Raw genomic sequence first — 17,581 nt, forward strand, 5'->3', positions numbered from 1 at the left:
ACTGACTATGATTCTGGCTTCATGACAGTTTTTTTATGTAAAATGCAAGACGGAAAGGGCAAAAAACTCTCTTTTATGTCGTTATGGGCTGGCGGGACGGTCTCCAAAAATGGCGGTGCCAACGCGGATGATTGTAGCCCCTTCAGCAATGGCGACGTCAAAATCAGCCGACATTCCCATAGAGAGTGCTGGTAGGCCATGGCGGTGATTGAGGCGAGCAAGCTTTTGGAAGAAAGGCCGTGGGTCCGCATGGAGAGGCGGGATGGCCATCAACCCTTTAATGCGGCTCCCAAAACGTGAGAGAGCATCTTCGATAAATCGGTCAGCCTCTAAGGGGCTAATGCCGGATTTTTGTGGCTCATCGCCAATATTGACCTGAACAAAAAGCTCCGGTAAGCGACCCGTTTTTTGGGCCGCTTTTTCCAGTGCGGTGCTGAGGGAGGGGCGGTCTAGGCTTTCAATCACATCGGCGAGAGCGCAGGCTTCAACGGCTTTATTTGTTTGTAAGCTGCCGATGAGATGGAGCCTAAGATCCGGCCATTCCTCTCGTAAAGCGGGGAACTTTGCGGCTGCTTCTTGGACGCGATTCTCACCAAAAATGCGTTGCCCTGCTTTGAGAGCCTCCCGCACGGCCTCTTGGGGATGGAACTTGCTGACAGCAACAAGCTGAACCTCATCAGCTTGCCTATGCGCGTTATGGCAGGCCGTGGCCATCTGGTTGCGAATCTCGGTGAGGGCTTGGGCGATGGAGTGATTCTGCGTCATGGGGGGATTGCACCCTCTTTAAGGGGAGGGGTCAAGAGCTTCTTGAGGTCGCTATAAAAACCCTCTTGACTTTCCCATGTGTAACTCCCGAAAACGGGCGCATGACACATGCTTCTTCTCCTCGTCCTGCCTCTGCACGCCCTAAAGGGGGGCGAGGCCGCCGTAAAACGGTACGTCCTGCCTCTATATCGCGCCATGAAGACCCGGTGCGGGATTTAGCCTTCGATATTGTCTGCGGTGTGGTGGAGCATCGCCGGATGCTGGAGACGACCTTAGAGCGTAGTCCATGTGAAGGGCGCGATAGGGCCGCAGCGCACCGGCTTGCCGCAGCGACTTTGCGGCATTTGGGCAGCATGACGGAGCTGCTCCAACCGCTTTTGCGGCGTCAACCGCCGGAGCCTGTACGCTGTGCATTGTTACTAGGTGTGGCACAGCTTTTGCCGCTCCAAACGCCGCCTCATGCGGCAGTCGGCACGATTGTGGATTTGCTGCATCGGCGGGGGCTGTCGCCTTTTGCGGGGCTTGCAAATGCTGTGTTGCGCCGTGTGGCGCGGGAAGCGGACACGCTAAAGGAAGGGCTGGATGATGCGCGGTTAGATGTGCCGCCGTGGTTATGGAGCGCATGGGGGCGGCGCGCGCGGTCTATTACGCAAGGTTTTTATCAAGAAGCCCCTCTTGATGTGACGCTCAAACCCGGTTGTGAGGCCCCAGAAGGGGGTAAGACCTTACCAACGGGGAGCGTGCGTTACCCTGCGGGGACGAAACTTTCTGCCTTACCCGGTTTTGAGGAAGGGCAGTTTTGGGCGCAAGATATGGCGGCGGCTATGCCGGTGCGGTTGATGGGCGATATGAGCGGCAAGTGTGTGGCGGATTTATGCGCAGCTCCGGGGGGCAAGACAGCGCAGCTCCTTTGTGCAGGGGCTGAGGTGGTGGCTGTAGAGCGTGAAAAACCACGTGCCCAGAGGCTGCGCGACAATCTGGCCCGTCTGCGTTTAAAAGCGGAGATTGTTGTGGGGGATGCGCTGCGCTGGCGTCCATCAGCCCCCTTGGATGCTGTGTTGTTGGATGCGCCTTGCTCGGCCACGGGGACGTTGCGGCGGCATCCTGATGTGTTGTGGATTAAACGGCCACGCGATATTGCCACGCTGGCTGCTGGGCAAGACCGTTTTATTGATGCGGCCTATGAGATGCTCAAGCCCGGTGGGATGTTGCTTTACGCTGTTTGTTCATTACAGGATGAAGAAGGCCCCCAGCGCATTGCCCATGCGCTAGAAGATGGGCGGTGGGAGTTATCTCCCTTTACGGAGGAGGAGCTTGCTGCCCTACCGCGCGCACGGACGGAGGAAGGTTATTTCCGCACTCATCCGGGGATGAATGTTGCAGAAGGGGGCATGGATGGCTTCTTTGCCGCGCGTTTGCTTCGCCGGTGAGGGCGGAGCGTGAAGCGGTTTATGACATCCAAAGTTATGACATCCAAGGTGGGGTAGGGAGGTTCTTACTGCGGAGGAAATCCGGGTTGAAAAGCTTGGATTGATAACGCGCCCCGCCATCGCTGAGGATAGTGACGATGTTATGCCCCGGCCCTAACCGGCGGGCTATGCGGATAGCCGCAGCAATATTAATGCCTGATGACCCCCCAACGGAGAGTCCTTCCTCCATTGTGAGATGATAGATTTGTTCCAAAGCTTCCGCATCGGGGATGCGCTCAGCATGATCAGGGGCGCAACCTTCTAGGTTTGCTGTAACGCGGGATTGGCCAATCCCTTCGGTAATGGAGCCCCCGCTTATGCTGAGGTCATTTGCCGTGACCCACCCATAAAGGCCGGAGCCTTCTGGGTCGGCAAGGACGATGTCGGGGGTTTTTGCACCATCACGTTGGGCGAGTTCGCGCAGGCCGAAGGCCATACCGGCTAATGTTCCACCAGAGCCGCAGGAGCAGGTAAATGCATCGACTTTACCCTTTAATTGGGACCAAATCTCTGGTGCGGTGGTGGTGCGATGGGCCTCACGGTTGGCGGTATTATCAAATTGATTCGCCCAGAAGGCCCCTGTTTCTTCGGCTAAACGGCGGGAGACATGCACATAATTGCCGGGGTCGCGATAAGGTTTAGCGGGGACGAGGCGGAGGTCTGCCCCGATCATCCGCAGGAAGTCTAGCTTCTCCCGGCTTTGGGTTTCTGGCACCACAATAACAGCTTTGCAGCCGAGTGCATGGGCAACGAGTGTGATGCCGATGCCTGTATTACCTGCCGTACCTTCGACAATCGTACCGCCTTTTTGCAGCACGCCACGGGCAAAACCATCCTGAATGATGGAGAGAGCGGCTCTGTCCTTTACCGAGCCACCGGGATTCATGAACTCTGCTTTGCCGTAGATGTTACAGCCCGTACTCTCCGAGGCATGGCGGAGGCGAATGAGTGGTGTATTGCCGATGGCCTGAATCAAAGAGGGGCAAGGTGTAGCGTGAGGCATGAGAGAATCCGATGATTTCTGATTGACGGAATGAATCGCTTTTAACGTGTGAAATAGGGTATCATCATTATGAACCACGTCAAATAGCGTGGAAGGTATTATACCCTATATATAATCGTTATTTTTTGATTCAACGGAGGAGAATGTGATGAAGCAGAAAACAGCGCAGGAGACATGGGTCGTTTTGCAGGAAGACCCGCATGCTGTGTTGGTTGATGTCCGCACGCCAGAGGAATGGGCACAGGTGGGCATGCCAGAGCTTGGTAACATAGGCAGGAAGCTTGTCGCTTTAACATGGGGAGCGGGGAGCGAGGCAGAGTTTATTCATGCCTTAGAGCAAGCGGTGCCAGATAAGGCCACGCCGCTTTTCTTCATTTGTCGCTCTGGTGTGCGCTCGCAAAAGGCGGCGACATTAGCTGCACAGGCTGGGTACCAAACGCTCACCAATGTCGCTGATGGTTTTGAGGATAAGCACGGCCCCGGCACGGGGTGGAAGGCCTGTGGCCTCCCTGTAAAATAGGCCTCCTTTGCCTTATTGCCCGCTATTAGGGTCTGTCTCGGCCTCATAGCGGGGGGTAAGGATGACGCACCACGGGTAGCGGCTATCATAGCTTTGGCCTTCTGGGCTGCTGACATGACCGCTTGCATCGGTTGGGACATGGGTGAGGGCGACAGCATCATCCACATTCCCGCCAATGATGCTGATTTCCCGCCCGAAAGGCTCGGCATTTTGGCCCGTGGCAACAACAATGCCGCAATGGGCGGGGAAGCCGTAAGGGGTGGGCAGCATAGAGAAGGTGATGCTACTGCTTCGCCCCCGTCCTACGCAGAGTATATCCCCGCGTTGTGGGGCGTAAGAGGCGGGATTTTGCGCTGTGATGCCCGGATTATTACCAGAAGCAGCAATATTGATATAGGTGGCGTGGTTAGGTGAATATGGGAAGCGAATATTCGCCCCCCCTACGCGCATAACGTAAGAGATAAAGGCCGCAGACCACGCATAATTACCATCTTTAGCGGCGGAAAAAAGGCGGCCATCACCGTCTGTGCGGCCTGTCCAACGGCTCTCTGTCTCTTCAGGGGGTTGGCCTATCCACCAATATTCCCCAATGCGCTGCCATAGGCCGGGGAGGCGTTCAGGCTTGAGGGCGGGGCTGGTTGGTTCTGGCCGGTCATGGGGGTCTGCATCGGCTACGGGGCTGCCAAACATCCGCCATTCACGCAGGGCGATGGCAGTGACATCTTGGCGGTTAAAAGGGGCGAAGTTTTCGCTTGCAAAAGCGGGGACGCGATCATCATAGCCTAGCGGGCCTGCACGTCCATCCGCATATTGGCTCATAGGGGTAAGGGCAGGCCGCTTAGCAGAGCCAGAGCAGGCTGCGAGCATGAGCAGCCCGCATAAAGTGGTTACCCCTGCCAGAGAGCGTGTTGTCCCAAAAGGAGATGAACGGCGATCGGGGGGAACTGCGTACATGGTGGGGTCCTGCGTTGTCTTGCGAGCTATCTCTGACGGTTATGAGGGTGAGAGTAAACTGTTTTTACGGGGTTAGGACAAGCGTTATGTGTGATGTGGTCGCTAAGTTTTAGGGCTACCTTGAGTGAGGGGAAGACTATACGAAAAGGGCGGCCGGGAGGTCCGGCCGCCCTGTTGTGCGTTTGGATAACGCAGAGGGGGGTTAGTCCTTCCGGGCTGGGGGTGCCATAAAGGAAGGCGCGATAGGTGTGGGAACGTGGCGATGAAGGATAGCGTCAATCTCCTTCTTATCCTGTGCGGTGAGCTGCCAGTTAAAGACATCAGCCACACCGTCAATTTGCTCTGGTTTGCGTGCGCCCCATAGAGCAATGGTTGGGCCTTGGTCTAACACCCAGCGAATGGCGAGCACCATGAGCGACTTACCGTGCCGGTCTGCGATTTTCTTTAAATCATCTACAGCGGCGAGATAGTCCTTAAAATGCTCCTTTTGGAACTTCGGATCACCAGAGCGGAGGTCGCTTTCGGGGAAGGTTTTATCCGCTGTCATTTTGCCTGTCAGTAAGCCACGGCAGAGCGGCCCATAAGCCAGCAGGGCAAGTTTATGCTCTTTTGCGTAAGGCAGGACGTCTTTTTCAATCTCGCGCTCAAAGAGGTTGTAAGGTGATTGAACGCTTGCCAGCGGCGCAACCTCGCGGAAGATGTCCATTTGCTCTGGGGAGTAATTGCTCACCCCGAGTGCGCGAATCTTGCCCTCTTTATGGAGCTTTTGCAGCTCGCGTGCTGTGTCCTCAATGGGGGTGTTAGGGTCTGGCCAATGGACTTGTTCAAGGTCGATGGTCTCTACCCGTAAGCGGCGGAGGGAATCTTCCACTTCCTTACGGATACGGGCAGGGCTGGAGTTGCGGAAAGGCTTGTGATCGTCCTTCCAATCTAGGGCTAGTTTGGTGGCAACGCGGGCTCTATGGGGTTTTTCAGCCAAAGCGCGGCCTACCACTTCTTCGGAGTGACCAAACCCATAAACGGGTGCTGTATCGATGAGGTCCACCCCTTCATCTAACGCGCGATGGATGGTGCGGACGGCATTATCATCATCAGGGCCGCCCCACATCCAGCCACCAATGGCCCATGTGCCTAGGGCAACGCGTGATACGGGTTTGTCAAAACCGGGAATGAGAATGGTGTTTTCATTCATAGGTTTGTCTCCATTAGAAAGTGAGGGCCGTGCTTATGAGGGTAACGGCCTCCTTCCCATATGGGGTGGGGGATGGGGGTGATGCAAGCGTCTGTTCTTCTTTTTGGTATTGCGCGGGAGGAGGCGTATAATGGCCCTCGTTTTTGGAGAGAAGGATAACCCTCATGGCTGATATGCAGGACCGCAAAATCCCCGTTACCGTTCTGACTGGCTTTTTAGGCGCGGGTAAGACGACCTTGCTAAACCATATTCTAACGGCTGATCACGGGCGTAATTACGCTGTTGTGGTGAATGAGTTTGGCGAGCTGGGCATTGATAATGACCTCGTTGTGGATGCGGATGAAGAAGTCTTTGAGATGAATAATGGCTGCATCTGCTGCACGGTGCGGGGGGATTTAATCCGGATTCTAAGCCGTCTTTTGCGCCGGCGCGGCAAGTTTGATGGCATTATTGTAGAGACTACCGGCCTTGCAGACCCAGCCCCTGTTGCGCAGACCTTTTTTGTTGATGCCGGGATTCGCGAAAAGGCAGAGCTGGATGCTGTGGTAACAGTGGTGGATGCTTATAATGTGCTGCAAACGCTTAACGAAAGCCCAGAGGCGGTGAATCAAGTAGCGTTTGCGGATGTGATTATCCTCAATAAATGTGATTTGCTTGATGAGGCGGGCCTTGCCGCGGTGGAGCAGAAGTTAAAAGCCATTAACGCCGTTGTGCGGATTCATCGTGCTGAGCGGGGCAATGTGGCGTTGGAGGATATTCTGAACCGTGGTGGGTTTGACCTCAAACGGGCTTTGACCACCATGCCGGACTTCTTAGAGGAAGATGATCACCACCATCATCACGATCACGACCATGAGCATGAACACGGCCATCACCACGGCCATGACCATCATCATGAGCATGGGGCAGGGGGGCATCATCACGCCCATAATGAGGATGTAACGAGCCATTCTTTCACCGTTACGGCTCCTTTGGATGAAGAACGCTTTAATGCGTGGATAGGGCTTATTTTGCAGGAGCAAGGGCCGGATATTTTGCGAGCTAAAGGGATTTTACACTTTAAAGGCCAAGAGGAGCGATTTGCTTTTCAGGCGGTGCATATGATGGCCGATGGCGCGATGATTGGCCCGTTTAAGGAGGGTGAGGCGAAGCAATCACGCATTGTCTTTATCGGGCGTAAGTTAGACCGTGCCCAGTTGCAGCGTGGTTTTGAAGGGTGTGTGGCTGTATGAGCAACCCGCTAAGTAAAACATTGTTACAAACACGTGGGGCGGAGCATCAGGCGGAAGCCCCCATTATTGCCGTGCAGGCTAGCCGGGGTGGGCAGACTTTCGCAGCCTTGACGATGGATGGGGAGCTGCATCTCATCCCGCGGGAAGGGCTGCGCCAACAAGAGACGTGGCGTAAGCTGGCTGTGCATGAGGGGGCCATCTCTCTTGCACAGGGATGTGAGCCGGAGAGCTTCCTTAGCGGCGGGGAAGATGGCCGCGTGGTGGAGACGCGTGCTGATGGCACTATGGAGGAGCGTCATAAGGGCCGTAGCTGGGTGGATTGTCTGGCTAGTACGCCAACTCATTGGGCGTGCGCTTGTAAGAAGGAGGTGCATCTTTACAAGGCGGGGCATGAAGAGGCGGTGAAGGGGCTAGAGCATCCCTCTGCTTTGAGTGGCCTCGCTTTTGATGCCAAGGGCAAGCAGTTAGCGGCATCTCATTATAATGGGGCCTCTCTATGGTACGTGCAGTCGAAAGAGGCGAGAGTGCGTGCGTTAGAGTGGAAAGGCAGCCATACGGGCCTTTGCTTACATCCCGGTGGGGAGGCCTTGGTGACGAGCATGCAGGAGAATGAGCTGCATGGGTGGCGTTTATCCGATGGGCATAATATGCGCATGAGCGGCTATCCGCGTAAAATCGCCTCCATGAGCTTTACGCGTAAAGGGCGTTGGTTGGCGACTTCGGGGGCGGATGCGGCTGTTCTATGGCCTTTCTTTGGCGGGGGACCAATGGGCAAGCCACCTATGGAGTTAGCACGTCTGCCGGGTTTGTTTGTGACCTGCGTTTGTGCTCATCCCACGGATGATATTCTCGCCATTGGTTTTGAGGATGGCACGGTGCTCCTCGCAGAAGTCCCCGCTACAATGGAGGATAACGCACCGGGGGCCGACCGCATCCTGCCCTTATGCAATGGCCAGCGTAGCGGTGGTGTGGCCCGTGGTGCGGTAAATGCCATTGCCTTCACCCCCCAAGGCGGGGCTGTCATCTTCGGTACAGAGGAAGGCTATATCGGTGTGGTGGATTTATCTGCCCACGCATAAGGGCTGATGCTGGAAGAAGCGGCCCTTATGGTGCTTCTTCCGGCGTGGAATGGTCTGATGAGGCTTGGCGGGTTTGGTCATGCTGCTTTTGTAGATACCCTTCCTGCCGGGCGAGGAATTGGTCGGCGAGTTGCCCGTAAAGGGAATGGGAGCAGACCATGCGTGAGACGCCTAAGGCGAGGAAGGCGGTGGCCAGCAAAGCAAGGGTGATTTGCTGGTTATCGCACATTTCCATCACAATGACGGTGGCGGTGAGGGGCGATTGCACCACGCCGGAGAAATAGCCCACCATGCCGAGCAGAACCACTGCACCGGGGGCGGTATGGGGGAGGAAACGTGCTACCCACCCCCCGACGGAGGCCCCAATGGAAAGGGAGGGGGCGAACAACCCGCCCGGTATGCCAGAGCAATAAGAAATGATGGTCGCGGCATATTTCATCAAGAAATAAGACATATGGCCATGGCGGGAGCCATCAACGAGGTGATGGGCTTGGATATACCCTGTGCCGAATGTCTCGCCATGGCTAGCAATGCCGAGAATAGCCAGTAAAACGCCGCATAGGGCGGTAAAGAGAACAGGCCTGGAGCGTTGGATGCGGCCAATTTTACCCGGCAACCCCTTCCCCACACGGATGAGAAAAGCGGAAAAGGCCCCACCACCCAGCCCGCCGAGGATGCCGCATGCGAGGACGGCGATCCATGCTGTGCCAACAGGGACATCAACTGATGCATGGCCGAAATATGTATAATTGCCCCCTGTTAGGACAATGGCCGTTACACCAGCAATTACAACCCCTGTGAGCATGAAGCCGGAGGTCCGTTGGTGGAAGGAGCTGGAGAGTTCCTCAATAGCAAAGACAATCCCGGCAAGGGGGGTGTTGAAGGCCGCTGCCACCCCGGCTGCCCCGCCTGCGAGGATAACGCCCCGGCGTGTGGAGACATTCGCATGACCCAAAAAGCGGGAATAAGCGTGCATAATAGCGGCACCAACCTGCACTGTTGGCCCTTCACGCCCGATGGATGCCCCGCAGAGCAGCCCTAAGGTGGTGAGGCAGATTTTACCAAAGGCAATCCGTAACGCCAAAATGCGGTTGATGAGGGAGAAGTCCTCAATATGCAGTGTAGCGATTGTTTGAGGGATGCCAGAGCCTTGCGCACCGGGGAAGAAGCGTTTGGTCAACCACATGGAGAGGGCTAGCCCGCTAGGGATGATAGCGAGCATGATATAAGGGTTCCAGTGGTTTAAGTTTAGGCAGAGATGGCTGGCATAATCAGCAGCGCGAGCAAAGAGCCATGCAATGATACCAACCGTAATTGCTCCTGCCCAAAAGATGAGGGAGCGTTGCCAATGCGTTGTATGCGTGCGTGCCGAGCGGCGAAAGCGCGTAATACGGTTACGCCGCTTCATCGCATGGGGTGAGCTTGGGGCAGGAGGTGGGGTTGGTTGGGAAGAATCGGGCACAGTTCGGGTGGGTCCGCCACGGGGTCAGGGTGAAGGGATTTCGATCCCGTATTCGGATGCAGGGCGGGGTGTGGTCAAGGGGAGATGTGCATTTGCATGGCAGATGTGACCTTACCGTAACAGGAGGGACGTATGGGGAGGCCGTGTTACATCACCAACACACCGCTCGCACCGGGTTTATGACGTTTGGCGAGGTCTTCTGGCTCGACATGAATATGAATGGAAGAGCGGCCTAATACGGCGCGGATGGCATGTTCGATGCGGTCGCAAATATCATGAGCATCCGTAATACGCATTTCATCGGGGACGATGAGATGGAATTCCACGAAATAAAGAGCCCCAACGCGCCGCATACGGAGGTCATGAGCCTCTAATGCGCCTTGGCCAGCTTGGGTGATGGTCTGGCCCACTTGGCTGACAAGCTCCGGCGGGGGGGCCTCATCAAGCAAACCGGTCATGGAATGGCGCATCATGCCAAAGCCTGTCCATAGGACATTTAAGGCCACAAAGGCGGAGAGGAGTGGGTCCAACCAAAGCCAATGAAGGACAGGGATGAGGCACACACCAACGAGCAAGGCAATGCTGGCCCAAACATCGGAGAGAACATGATCCCCTGCGGAGCTGAGCGCTTGTGAATGGTGCTTTTTGCCCATCCTCCGCAAGATGAGTGCCCAGAGGAGGTTGATAACCCCCGCTGAAGCATTGAGCAACGCGCCGGGTAAGGGGGCTTCTGGCGCATGAATATGGAGGGCATCATGCCCTGCAATAGCAAGGATGACGAGGGCGGTGAGGACAACGAGTACGCCTTCTATCACAGCCCAAACATATTCAGCTTTGCCATGTCCGTAAGGGTGGTTATCGTCCGCAGGACGTGCAGCGAAGGCAACGGCCCATAAAGTGCCGATGGCAGCAAGGACGTTAAGGATGGTCTCGATAGCGTCAGAGAGCAAAGCCCCGGAATGTGAGACAGCCCATGCTGTGTATTTGATGCTCAGGACAATCACACTCACAAGGATAGAGAGGCGTGCAACCCGCAAACGTAGTTTCGTTGTGGCGTTATAAGGGGGGGCCTCTTGGGTTGGGAGTGGGAGAGCGGCAGCCATGGGGTTAGTCCGTGGTTGTGGTTGATGTATGGTGAGCCTCTGGCGTGCAATGCGGTGCAGAGCAGGCCGTAGCCGTAGCAGCCTCGACTTGGAAGGTCGGGTGGCCGATGGCAAAGCGTTCTTGCAACAGATGGGTGGCTTCATGCAGGGTTGCCGCAATCTGGCTTTGTGCGTCTTGCGCGCTGTATCCTTCAGGGAAGGGGTGGAGGGTGAGATGGACCGTTAGAGCAGTTTCGGTTGTGCTGATTGGCCAGATATGGAGGTGATGGAGGTCCGCAATAGCGGGCATAGCGCGTAGGGCATCCTCAACAGCGCGTGGTGTGATGCTGTGTGGGACCGCATCTAAAGCGAGGCCGAGTGCGTGGGTCAGAAGCGACCATGTGCCCCAGATAATCAACCCAGAGACGATGAGGCTCGCTAAGGGGTCGATGAAGGAAGAGCCTGTGAGGGTGATAAGCCCCCCTGCGATGACAACCCCTAGGGCCATAAGAGCATCGGAGGCCATATGGAGGAAGGCCCCGCGCATATTGAGGTCGTGATGCGCCCCGCGCATGAGCAATAAAGCCGTGCCACCATTAATGAGGATGCCAATAGCCGCTACGATGCTGATTGTCCGGCCGTGGACGATTTCTGGATGGATGAAATGCCAGATAGCCTCCCAAATAATCCCCCCCGTGACGAGTAAAAGGATGGTTGCATTGAGGAGGGCGGTGAGAATCGTGGCGCGTTTAAAACCGTAAGTGAAGCGTTCGCTGGGGCTGCGGCGGGCGAGGGCTTGTGCGCCCCATGCGGCAAGCAGGCTTAATACATCGGAGAGATTATGCCCGGCATCGGCTAAAAGGGAGAGAGAATGGGCGGCAAATCCCCATCCGGCCTCCCCAATCAGATAGGCAGAATTGAGAAGAATGGCGATGAGGAAGGTGCCACCAAAAGAGGTTGGCGCATGGCTATGCCCCCCGTGATGATGCCCATGCCCATGCCCATGCCCATGCCCATGCCCATGCCCATGCCCATGTGTATGCGTATGGTGGTCATGATGGTCATGGTGGTGATGGGCGGTGGTCGTCATGAATATCCTGATAGGCAGAGGAAAGCACAGGAAGGTTAATGATAAGGGAAACTTATTCACGATGCATCATTTTTCTGCTTTGCTTGTGCTGAGCCTGCTTGCCAGAGCCGCGTTGCTAGCAGTAAAGGAGCGGGCATGACAGCTTCTTCTCCTATGCTTCGTTTGAGTAACCTTGCTCTCCCCTTAGACCACGCAGAGGATGAGCTACGCACGGCGATTATTGCGCGTCTGGGCATAGAGGCAGAGGCTTTGCGGGCCTATCATATCTTCCGCCGTGGGTATGATGCACGGCGGCGGGGGCATATACAGCTTGTCTATACGCTCGATTGTGACGTGCGGGATTGTGAGGCTGTTTTAGCGCGTTTTGGCGATGACCAGCAGATTCGCCCTACCCCCGATACGCGCTGGGTCGCCCCGATATTGACCGCAGAACAACGTGAAAGGGCCGCGCGCCCTATTGTGGTTGGGGCAGGGCCATGTGGGTTGATGGCGGCTCTTATCCTAGCTCAAGCAGGGTTAAAGCCGATTATTTTAGAGCGTGGTCGTGCTGTTAGGCAGCGCACGGCCGATACATTCGCTCTATGGCGGAAGGCGCAATTTACAGCGGAAAGTAACGTACAATTTGGCGAGGGGGGTGCCGGTACATTCTCTGATGGCAAGCTTTATTCTGGCGTGTCGGACCCGCGTCATCTTGGCCGTAAGGTTTTGGAGGAGTTCGTAAAGGCCGGAGCCCCGGAGGAGATTTTATATCTCTCCAAACCCCATATTGGGACGTTTCGTTTAGTGACGGTTGTGCAGTCCCTCCGGGCTCAGATTGAGGCTCTCGGTGGTGAATATCGGTTTGAGACACGGCTGGAGGGCATTGAGACGGCAGCTTGTGCAGATAAGCCAGATATGCGGCAGATTACTGGGGTTAGGCTTTCTACTGGGGAGGTTTTACCTGCGGAGCGGGTGATTTTGGCGGTGGGGCATTCAGCACGCGATACATTTGCTATGCTGCATGAGAGTGGCGTGCCGATGCAGGCCAAGCCTTTCTCTATTGGGGTGCGGATTGAGCATCCTCAATCAGTGATAGATGTTGCGCGTTTTGGCCCGCAAGCGGGGCATCCTTTGCTTGGTGCTGCGGATTATAAGTTGGTGCATCATGCTAGTACGGGCCGGGGTGTATATTCTTTTTGTATGTGTCCGGGTGGGCAAGTTGTCGCAGCAACCTCGGAGGAAGGCCAAGTCGTCACTAATGGGATGAGCCAATATTCCCGTGCGGAGCGTAATGCTAATAGCGGCATTGTTGTGGAGGTTCGTCCGGGGGTGGATTTCCCCGATGAGCCTTTGGCGGGGATTGCCTTCCAACGTCATTGGGAGAAGGCTGCGTTTATAGCGGGTGGTGGGGCTTATCGAGCTCCGGCCCAACGAGTGGGGGACTTCCTCGCAGGGCGGGCTTCAACCTCTTTGGGAGCGGTTGTGCCGTCTTATCAGCCGGGTGTTACCCCGACAGACCTTACAACATGCTTGCCGGATTTTGTCGTGGCCTCCATCCGGGAAGCTCTGCCGCGTTTTGAGCGCAAGATTAAGGGCTATAGCATGGATGATGCGGTGATGACGGGGGTGGAGACGCGGACCTCTTCGCCTCTGCGCATCTTGCGGGATGATACTGGCCAAAGCCCGCTTGTGTGTGGTTTTTATCCGGCGGGGGAAGGGGCTGGCTATGCAGGGGGTATCCTCTCCGCTGGAATGGATGGCATCCGTGTGGCGGAATGGGTCGCCCAATCCTATATGGATGTCTAAGAGAGTCTGTTTCGCCTAAGCTGTACTTAAATAAGGTTATTGGGGTATTCACTTGATTGTAAAAAAAGTAATTTTTCCCTCTAAAAAGGCTGATTTCTTTAGAAAAATGAGGAAGTAGGCAGTGTTACCTATCCTTTTTTCAGCATTGGGTTTTTTTAATAACGCATAAGGACAAAATTAATCCATTTGAAGAGGTAAGTAATTTTTTATAGACAAGCCTGACTGATGAAGGAGATGCTTCTTCCCATTTTTTGATTAATTAAATAACGATTCAGGGAGAAGGTTCGTGATGAAAATGCGCGAGGTTCAAGGTGGGATGCGATTGCCATTAGAGATGGTGCCTGCTCGTCGGTCATTAAAACTATCCGCACGATGTGCGTTATTGCTGGCAAGTGTGTCCTCTTTCTCCTCGATGGTATCGTCAGCGTGGGCTGATGATGGGGCGCCTCAACCAGTGGGGGAGACGAAGATTTTTACGTCTGCCCAAGGTAAGATGGTCCCTTATATTGATTCCATTACAGATGATGGGAACAAGCTGGTTTCTGTCGTGCAAAATGGGCCGGGTACAACATTATTGGCATCAGCAAATAGCTATACGGGTTCGACCACGATTAGCCCAAGGTATGCTTGCTTTAGGGATAGAAGGAAGCATTGAGACCTCTAGCGGTGTTATCATGAATGGCGGCATCTTTAGCCTTGGGTCTGCTTGTGGTTCTTGCACTTCACCTGATGGGCTCTGGCGTTGGGGGGGCGGTTAATATTAAAAGCCTTTCCGGCGATAGCGGTACAGTTAATATGTACTCTAAGGATCTGAATATCACCTCCCCGGGTAATAATGATAAGCTTGGTGCAGATATTACAGGGAATGGGTGGGACGATTACCGTCTTTGCTGGTCAAGATGCTCAATATGCTAAAGAAGGATTTGGAGGTAATGTAAGTGGCCAGCTAAATCTTGTAACATATGCTGGTGCAACTGATGTTTATAATGAAATGGATTATAGCGGTGCGACTACTGTAAAATATGGTGGCAGATTACACATCTATGGTAGTGTTCCTAATACAAGCAATGTAACGATTGAGGATGGCGGTCTTCTTAATGGTGTAGGTACAATCGGTAGCCGTAATAGTACAACATATATTCAGACAGGCGGCACGATTGAGTCTGGTTATGCGGCCAATCCATGGGATGATTTGAAAATTGGAGGTAATTTAACAGTTGATGGTATCTCAGATTTTACGCGCACAACAAGTCAGCATGGTGGTCTTATTAAAGTGGGAGGTGATCTTACTTTAAAAGGGGAGGTTCTAGCACATTCGTCATTTGATTATGTAGGGTCAGGGGTACGGACCCTCTATCTTTACGAGGGGACGGTCCAAACGGGAGATAAGTTAAGTCTCAATGTTTATGGTACTCCACAAGGGGGAACGGACAGTTTCCAGATAGGTCACCATCAGGTCAATTTGGTTGAGGCGAATTCGACCGATAATTTATCTTTCTGGAATGGCACTCATATGACCCCTACGAATCAAGTGGAGGGTGGTTCCGGGGTGTGGAAGCAGGACGATACTGCACAAACAAACTGGACAAATGCTGCAGGAACAGAGAGTGCGCCGTGGGCTGCCGGTAGTTATGCTATTTTTCAGCATAGTACGGCCTCCAGTCCCGAGAACGGCGCAATTACAGTAGCGGGGACTGTAGATGTTGGTGGTATGCAGTTTACGCCTGCTCATAATGGGAATGATACACAATCATATTATCTTATCCCTTAAGGTACATCATCAAATATTGTTTTAGATGGGAAGGTGTATAATCAATCTGCATTTGATGTAACGAATCAAAAAAGTCAAAGTGCAGCACAAAACGCGGGCCTTCTTTATAACCCAACCGGTGCAGTTTCTGTGATTCGTGTGGGGGATGGGACCATGGTGGGTACCGGTACGGTTGCAAATATTAGTACAAATATTACAGATAAGTCTGGCAACTCTACGACACTTGTTAAGACTGATTTAGGGACGTTGAACCTTAGTGTGGCGAATAGCTACACGGGGGGGGACTGTCGTTATGGGCGGGGTACTCCAAATTGCGTCTGACCAAAGTTTAGGGGCTGCTGGGACAGCTCTGAATATTGATGGCGGTACCTTGCGGCTTGGTGGGGATGTGACTACGAACCGTACCGTTATCCTTGGTGCGTTTAATAACTATGCCGGGTTGGACTTAAATGGCCATACAGGTACGTTGAAGGGCTCTATCGTTGGGCCGGGACAGAAGCTCGAAGTGTGGGGTAATCGAGATAATCCCTCTGTTCTTAATATTAATGGGAATAACACTTATACGGGGGATACGTACTTTAAAGGCTCTTTTAATGATGCCTCATTCCCTACGAAGACGACAATTAACGCTAATAGTGATACCCCTTTTGGGGCCTCATCAAGCGATGCACATGGCGGCACCGTCTTTGTAGGCAATGCGACACTTAATGTGAATAATCACGCTACATTAGGTTATCATAGTATAATTAATGATGGAGGCACGATTAATCTTAATTCAGCTGACACGAATGGCCATGCAGATATAAATAATAGAGGCGGTTATGGGATCAACGCTGTTTTAAATGTTAATAATGCGTCCTCTGTTGGTGCATCGACCATTACAAATAATAATGGCGGTATAATTAATCTTAACGATTCTTCTCGCGCAGATGCGGCGACCATTAAAAATAACGGAGGAGCGATAAACGCTGTTGGGGGTAGTGGTGTTGGCTCGCTCTCTGGCAATGGAGGGGGGACTATCTCATTAAAGGGGACGTTCACTGTTGGTGCATTGAATCAGGATGATACGCTAGATTCCGTCATCCAAAATGATAGCTCTAAGAATGCTGGTAGCCTCGTGAAAGTGGGTACGGGCACGCAGACCCTAACAGGCAATAACAGCTATACAGGCTCCACTAATGTAAATGAGGGTACCCTCGCCCTTGCTGGTCAAGGCAGTATTGCCCAGTCTGCTTCCATTGATATTGAGCAACAGGGTAGTTTTGATATCAGTAAGGCGGCATCAGATGAAACTGTGAATACCATTAGTGGCTCTGGTAGCGTTATATTAGGTAAAAATACACTAAATATCGTGAATGCTAATTATATTAAGCCATATTTTGGTAGTATTTCTGGTAGTGGTGGTGTGAATCTCTTCAGAGGAGGTGTATTCTTTAGTGGTCAAAATACCTATACAGGTTTAACAGATGTTAAAGGGGGTGATTTCCACTTAGATGGGTCTATTGCTGGGGACTTGCTGAATGAGACGACAACTAAGATAGGAGATCAGCCGCAAGGTAAGGTGAGTGTTGGTGGGGATATAAAGAACTTAGGCGCCCTCACCATAAGAAACGCCACTATACATAATATTTCTTCCGATGCTGGTGCTTCCACGTTTCTAGGTAATGTCGTTGCTGAGGGTGACATATCGTCTAAGAGTGATTTTGTCTTTGGGGATACTAATAAAGACAAAGATAATGATGTTACAGCGTTTTCATATAACACTGGGAAGGGTAACAGAACGACCCTAAACGGTAATTTGATTCTAACACAGGCCCATGGGGCTATAAACGGCTGGGTTTTGGGGGTGCTGGGTTAACCATTGCTGGGGGGACGGAAGTTCTTAATGATTATTACGCGTCTACTGGCAATTTAACCATTAAAAATGGAGGTACGTTGGAAGTAGATGGTCAGGTATCTCCTTATATTGGTGGTCTAACGGATGTCCAAAATGGCGGTACATTGCGTGGGACGGGTAGTCTTCATAGTTTAAATGTTCAGTCGGGTGGCCTTATTGCACCTGGGACGGTTGGCTCTAACACGCCTTCTACCCTGAATGTCGCAGGTGATGTGAGCATGGCGAAAGGCTCCATCCTTCGCATTAATGGCACTAGCGACACGACAGGCCAGAGCCTGAC

General features: G+C 53.4%; 17 protein-coding genes. 10 read left to right on the plus strand and 7 right to left on the minus strand.

The window, feature by feature from the left end; genetic code table 11:
• Positions 1 to 81: 81 nt before the first annotated feature.
• Positions 82 to 765, minus strand: a complete 684-nt coding sequence (locus GM556_RS01575; RefSeq protein WP_155579070.1) for a YggS family pyridoxal phosphate-dependent enzyme — start codon at positions 763 to 765, stop codon at positions 82 to 84.
• Between the two features lie 101 nt (positions 766 to 866).
• Here GM556_RS01575 and GM556_RS01580 point away from each other — a divergent pair, with 101 nt between their 5' ends.
• A complete protein-coding gene (locus GM556_RS01580; RefSeq protein WP_155572798.1) occupies positions 867 to 2,195 on the plus strand; it encodes an RsmB/NOP family class I SAM-dependent RNA methyltransferase in 1,329 nt (442 codons plus the stop codon).
• 34 nt (positions 2,196 to 2,229) lie between these two features.
• On the opposite strand, the gene GM556_RS01585 is transcribed toward GM556_RS01580, so the two are convergent.
• Entirely contained in the window at positions 2,230 to 3,237 is a 1,008-nt protein-coding gene (locus tag GM556_RS01585) for a cysteine synthase A (RefSeq protein WP_155579071.1), read from the minus strand.
• Positions 3,238 to 3,385: 148 nt separating this feature from the next.
• On the opposite strand from GM556_RS01585, the gene GM556_RS01590 reads away from it, so the two are divergent.
• Positions 3,386 to 3,757, plus strand: a complete 372-nt coding sequence (locus tag GM556_RS01590) for a rhodanese-like domain-containing protein (RefSeq protein WP_155579072.1) — start codon at positions 3,386 to 3,388, stop codon at positions 3,755 to 3,757.
• Positions 3,758 to 3,769: 12 nt separating this feature from the next.
• Here the strand turns inward: GM556_RS01590 and GM556_RS01595 are convergent, their stop codons facing one another.
• Both GM556_RS01595 and GM556_RS01600 read right to left on the minus strand, forming a co-directional pair.
• Positions 3,770 to 4,624: a DUF2272 domain-containing protein gene (locus GM556_RS01595; protein WP_155573461.1), complete on the minus strand. Its 855-nt coding sequence runs from the start codon at positions 4,622 to 4,624 to the stop codon at positions 3,770 to 3,772.
• 289 nt (positions 4,625 to 4,913) lie between these two features.
• Positions 4,914 to 5,903 carry an aldo/keto reductase gene (locus GM556_RS01600; protein WP_155572801.1) on the minus strand — a complete coding sequence of 330 codons (990 nt, stop codon included), beginning with the start codon at positions 5,901 to 5,903 and terminating at the stop codon, positions 4,914 to 4,916.
• A 164-nt stretch (positions 5,904 to 6,067) separates the two neighbouring features.
• On the opposite strand from GM556_RS01600, the gene GM556_RS01605 reads away from it, so the two are divergent.
• Both GM556_RS01605 and GM556_RS01610 read left to right on the plus strand, forming a co-directional pair.
• Positions 6,068 to 7,135, plus strand: a complete 1,068-nt coding sequence (locus tag GM556_RS01605) for a GTP-binding protein (protein ID WP_155579073.1) — start codon at positions 6,068 to 6,070, stop codon at positions 7,133 to 7,135.
• Positions 7,132 to 8,214, plus strand: a complete 1,083-nt coding sequence (locus GM556_RS01610; protein WP_155579074.1) for a WD40 repeat domain-containing protein — start codon at positions 7,132 to 7,134, stop codon at positions 8,212 to 8,214. The genes GM556_RS01605 and GM556_RS01610 overlap by 4 nt, the downstream gene beginning before the upstream one ends.
• 25 nt (positions 8,215 to 8,239) lie before the next feature.
• Here the strand turns inward: GM556_RS01610 and GM556_RS01615 are convergent, their stop codons facing one another.
• The 3 genes from GM556_RS01615 to GM556_RS01625 all read right to left on the minus strand — a co-directional run bounded on the left by GM556_RS01615 (position 8,240) and on the right by GM556_RS01625 (position 11,848).
• On the minus strand, positions 8,240 to 9,622 hold the full coding sequence (locus tag GM556_RS01615; protein WP_155573462.1) for a chloride channel protein: 1,383 nt from the start codon (positions 9,620 to 9,622) through the stop codon (positions 8,240 to 8,242).
• Positions 9,623 to 9,822: 200 nt separating this feature from the next.
• Entirely contained in the window at positions 9,823 to 10,779 is a 957-nt protein-coding gene (locus GM556_RS01620) for a cation diffusion facilitator family transporter (RefSeq protein WP_155579075.1), read from the minus strand.
• Between the two features lie 4 nt (positions 10,780 to 10,783).
• Positions 10,784 to 11,848, minus strand: coding sequence for a cation diffusion facilitator family transporter (locus GM556_RS01625; protein ID WP_155579076.1), 1,065 nt, complete (start codon positions 11,846 to 11,848; stop codon positions 10,784 to 10,786).
• Positions 11,849 to 12,001: 153 nt separating this feature from the next.
• On the opposite strand from GM556_RS01625, the gene GM556_RS01630 reads away from it, so the two are divergent.
• From GM556_RS01630 to GM556_RS01655, 6 genes are all read left to right on the plus strand, one after another.
• Positions 12,002 to 13,633 (plus strand): NAD(P)/FAD-dependent oxidoreductase, encoded by a 1,632-nt coding sequence (locus tag GM556_RS01630; protein WP_155579084.1) that lies wholly within the window; start codon positions 12,002 to 12,004, stop codon positions 13,631 to 13,633.
• Between the two features lie 289 nt (positions 13,634 to 13,922).
• Positions 13,923 to 14,288 carry a hypothetical protein gene (locus GM556_RS01635; RefSeq protein ID WP_230873243.1) on the plus strand — a complete coding sequence of 122 codons (366 nt, stop codon included), beginning with the start codon at positions 13,923 to 13,925 and terminating at the stop codon, positions 14,286 to 14,288.
• Between the two features lie 192 nt (positions 14,289 to 14,480).
• On the plus strand, positions 14,481 to 15,404 hold the full coding sequence (locus GM556_RS01640; protein WP_155579078.1) for a hypothetical protein: 924 nt from the start codon (positions 14,481 to 14,483) through the stop codon (positions 15,402 to 15,404).
• Positions 15,405 to 15,557: 153 nt separating this feature from the next.
• On the plus strand, positions 15,558 to 15,725 hold the full coding sequence (locus tag GM556_RS08790) for a hypothetical protein (protein ID WP_155572807.1): 168 nt from the start codon (positions 15,558 to 15,560) through the stop codon (positions 15,723 to 15,725).
• Entirely contained in the window at positions 15,697 to 17,262 is a 1,566-nt protein-coding gene (locus GM556_RS01650; RefSeq protein WP_155579079.1) for an autotransporter-associated beta strand repeat-containing protein, read from the plus strand. Before GM556_RS08790 ends, GM556_RS01650 begins: the two co-directional genes overlap by 29 nt.
• Positions 17,263 to 17,339: 77 nt before the next feature.
• Positions 17,340 to 17,581 (plus strand): hypothetical protein (locus GM556_RS01655; protein ID WP_196424754.1); only part of this gene is annotated, 242 nt, incomplete at its 3' end.

Origin of the sequence: Bombella sp. ESL0378 (assembly GCF_009725845.1) — a bacterium.
GTDB lineage: Bacteria > Pseudomonadota > Alphaproteobacteria > Acetobacterales > Acetobacteraceae > Bombella > Bombella pollinis.

Coding starts and splice junctions, on each gene's coding strand:
- GM556_RS01575 (WP_155579070.1), bottom strand. CDS start 765: ATGACGCAGAATCACTCCATCGCCCAAGCCCTCACCGAGATTCGCAAC.
- GM556_RS01580 (WP_155572798.1), top strand. CDS start 867: ATGACACATGCTTCTTCTCCTCGTCCTGCCTCTGCACGCCCTAAAGGG.
- GM556_RS01585 (WP_155579071.1), bottom strand. CDS start 3,237: ATGCCTCACGCTACACCTTGCCCCTCTTTGATTCAGGCCATCGGCAAT.
- GM556_RS01590 (WP_155579072.1), top strand. CDS start 3,386: ATGAAGCAGAAAACAGCGCAGGAGACATGGGTCGTTTTGCAGGAAGAC.
- GM556_RS01595 (WP_155573461.1), bottom strand. CDS start 4,624: ATGCTCGCAGCCTGCTCTGGCTCTGCTAAGCGGCCTGCCCTTACCCCT.
- GM556_RS01600 (WP_155572801.1), bottom strand. CDS start 5,903: ATGAATGAAAACACCATTCTCATTCCCGGTTTTGACAAACCCGTATCA.
- GM556_RS01605 (WP_155579073.1), top strand. CDS start 6,068: ATGGCTGATATGCAGGACCGCAAAATCCCCGTTACCGTTCTGACTGGC.
- GM556_RS01610 (WP_155579074.1), top strand. CDS start 7,132: ATGAGCAACCCGCTAAGTAAAACATTGTTACAAACACGTGGGGCGGAG.
- GM556_RS01615 (WP_155573462.1), bottom strand. CDS start 9,622: ATGAAGCGGCGTAACCGTATTACGCGCTTTCGCCGCTCGGCACGCACG.
- GM556_RS01620 (WP_155579075.1), bottom strand. CDS start 10,779: ATGGCTGCCGCTCTCCCACTCCCAACCCAAGAGGCCCCCCCTTATAAC.
- GM556_RS01625 (WP_155579076.1), bottom strand. CDS start 11,848: ATGACGACCACCGCCCATCACCACCATGACCATCATGACCACCATACG.
- GM556_RS01630 (WP_155579084.1), top strand. CDS start 12,002: ATGCTTCGTTTGAGTAACCTTGCTCTCCCCTTAGACCACGCAGAGGAT.
- GM556_RS01635 (WP_230873243.1), top strand. CDS start 13,923: ATGAAAATGCGCGAGGTTCAAGGTGGGATGCGATTGCCATTAGAGATG.
- GM556_RS08790 (WP_155572807.1), top strand. CDS start 15,558: ATGGTGGGTACCGGTACGGTTGCAAATATTAGTACAAATATTACAGAT.
- GM556_RS01650 (WP_155579079.1), top strand. CDS start 15,697: ATGGGCGGGGTACTCCAAATTGCGTCTGACCAAAGTTTAGGGGCTGCT.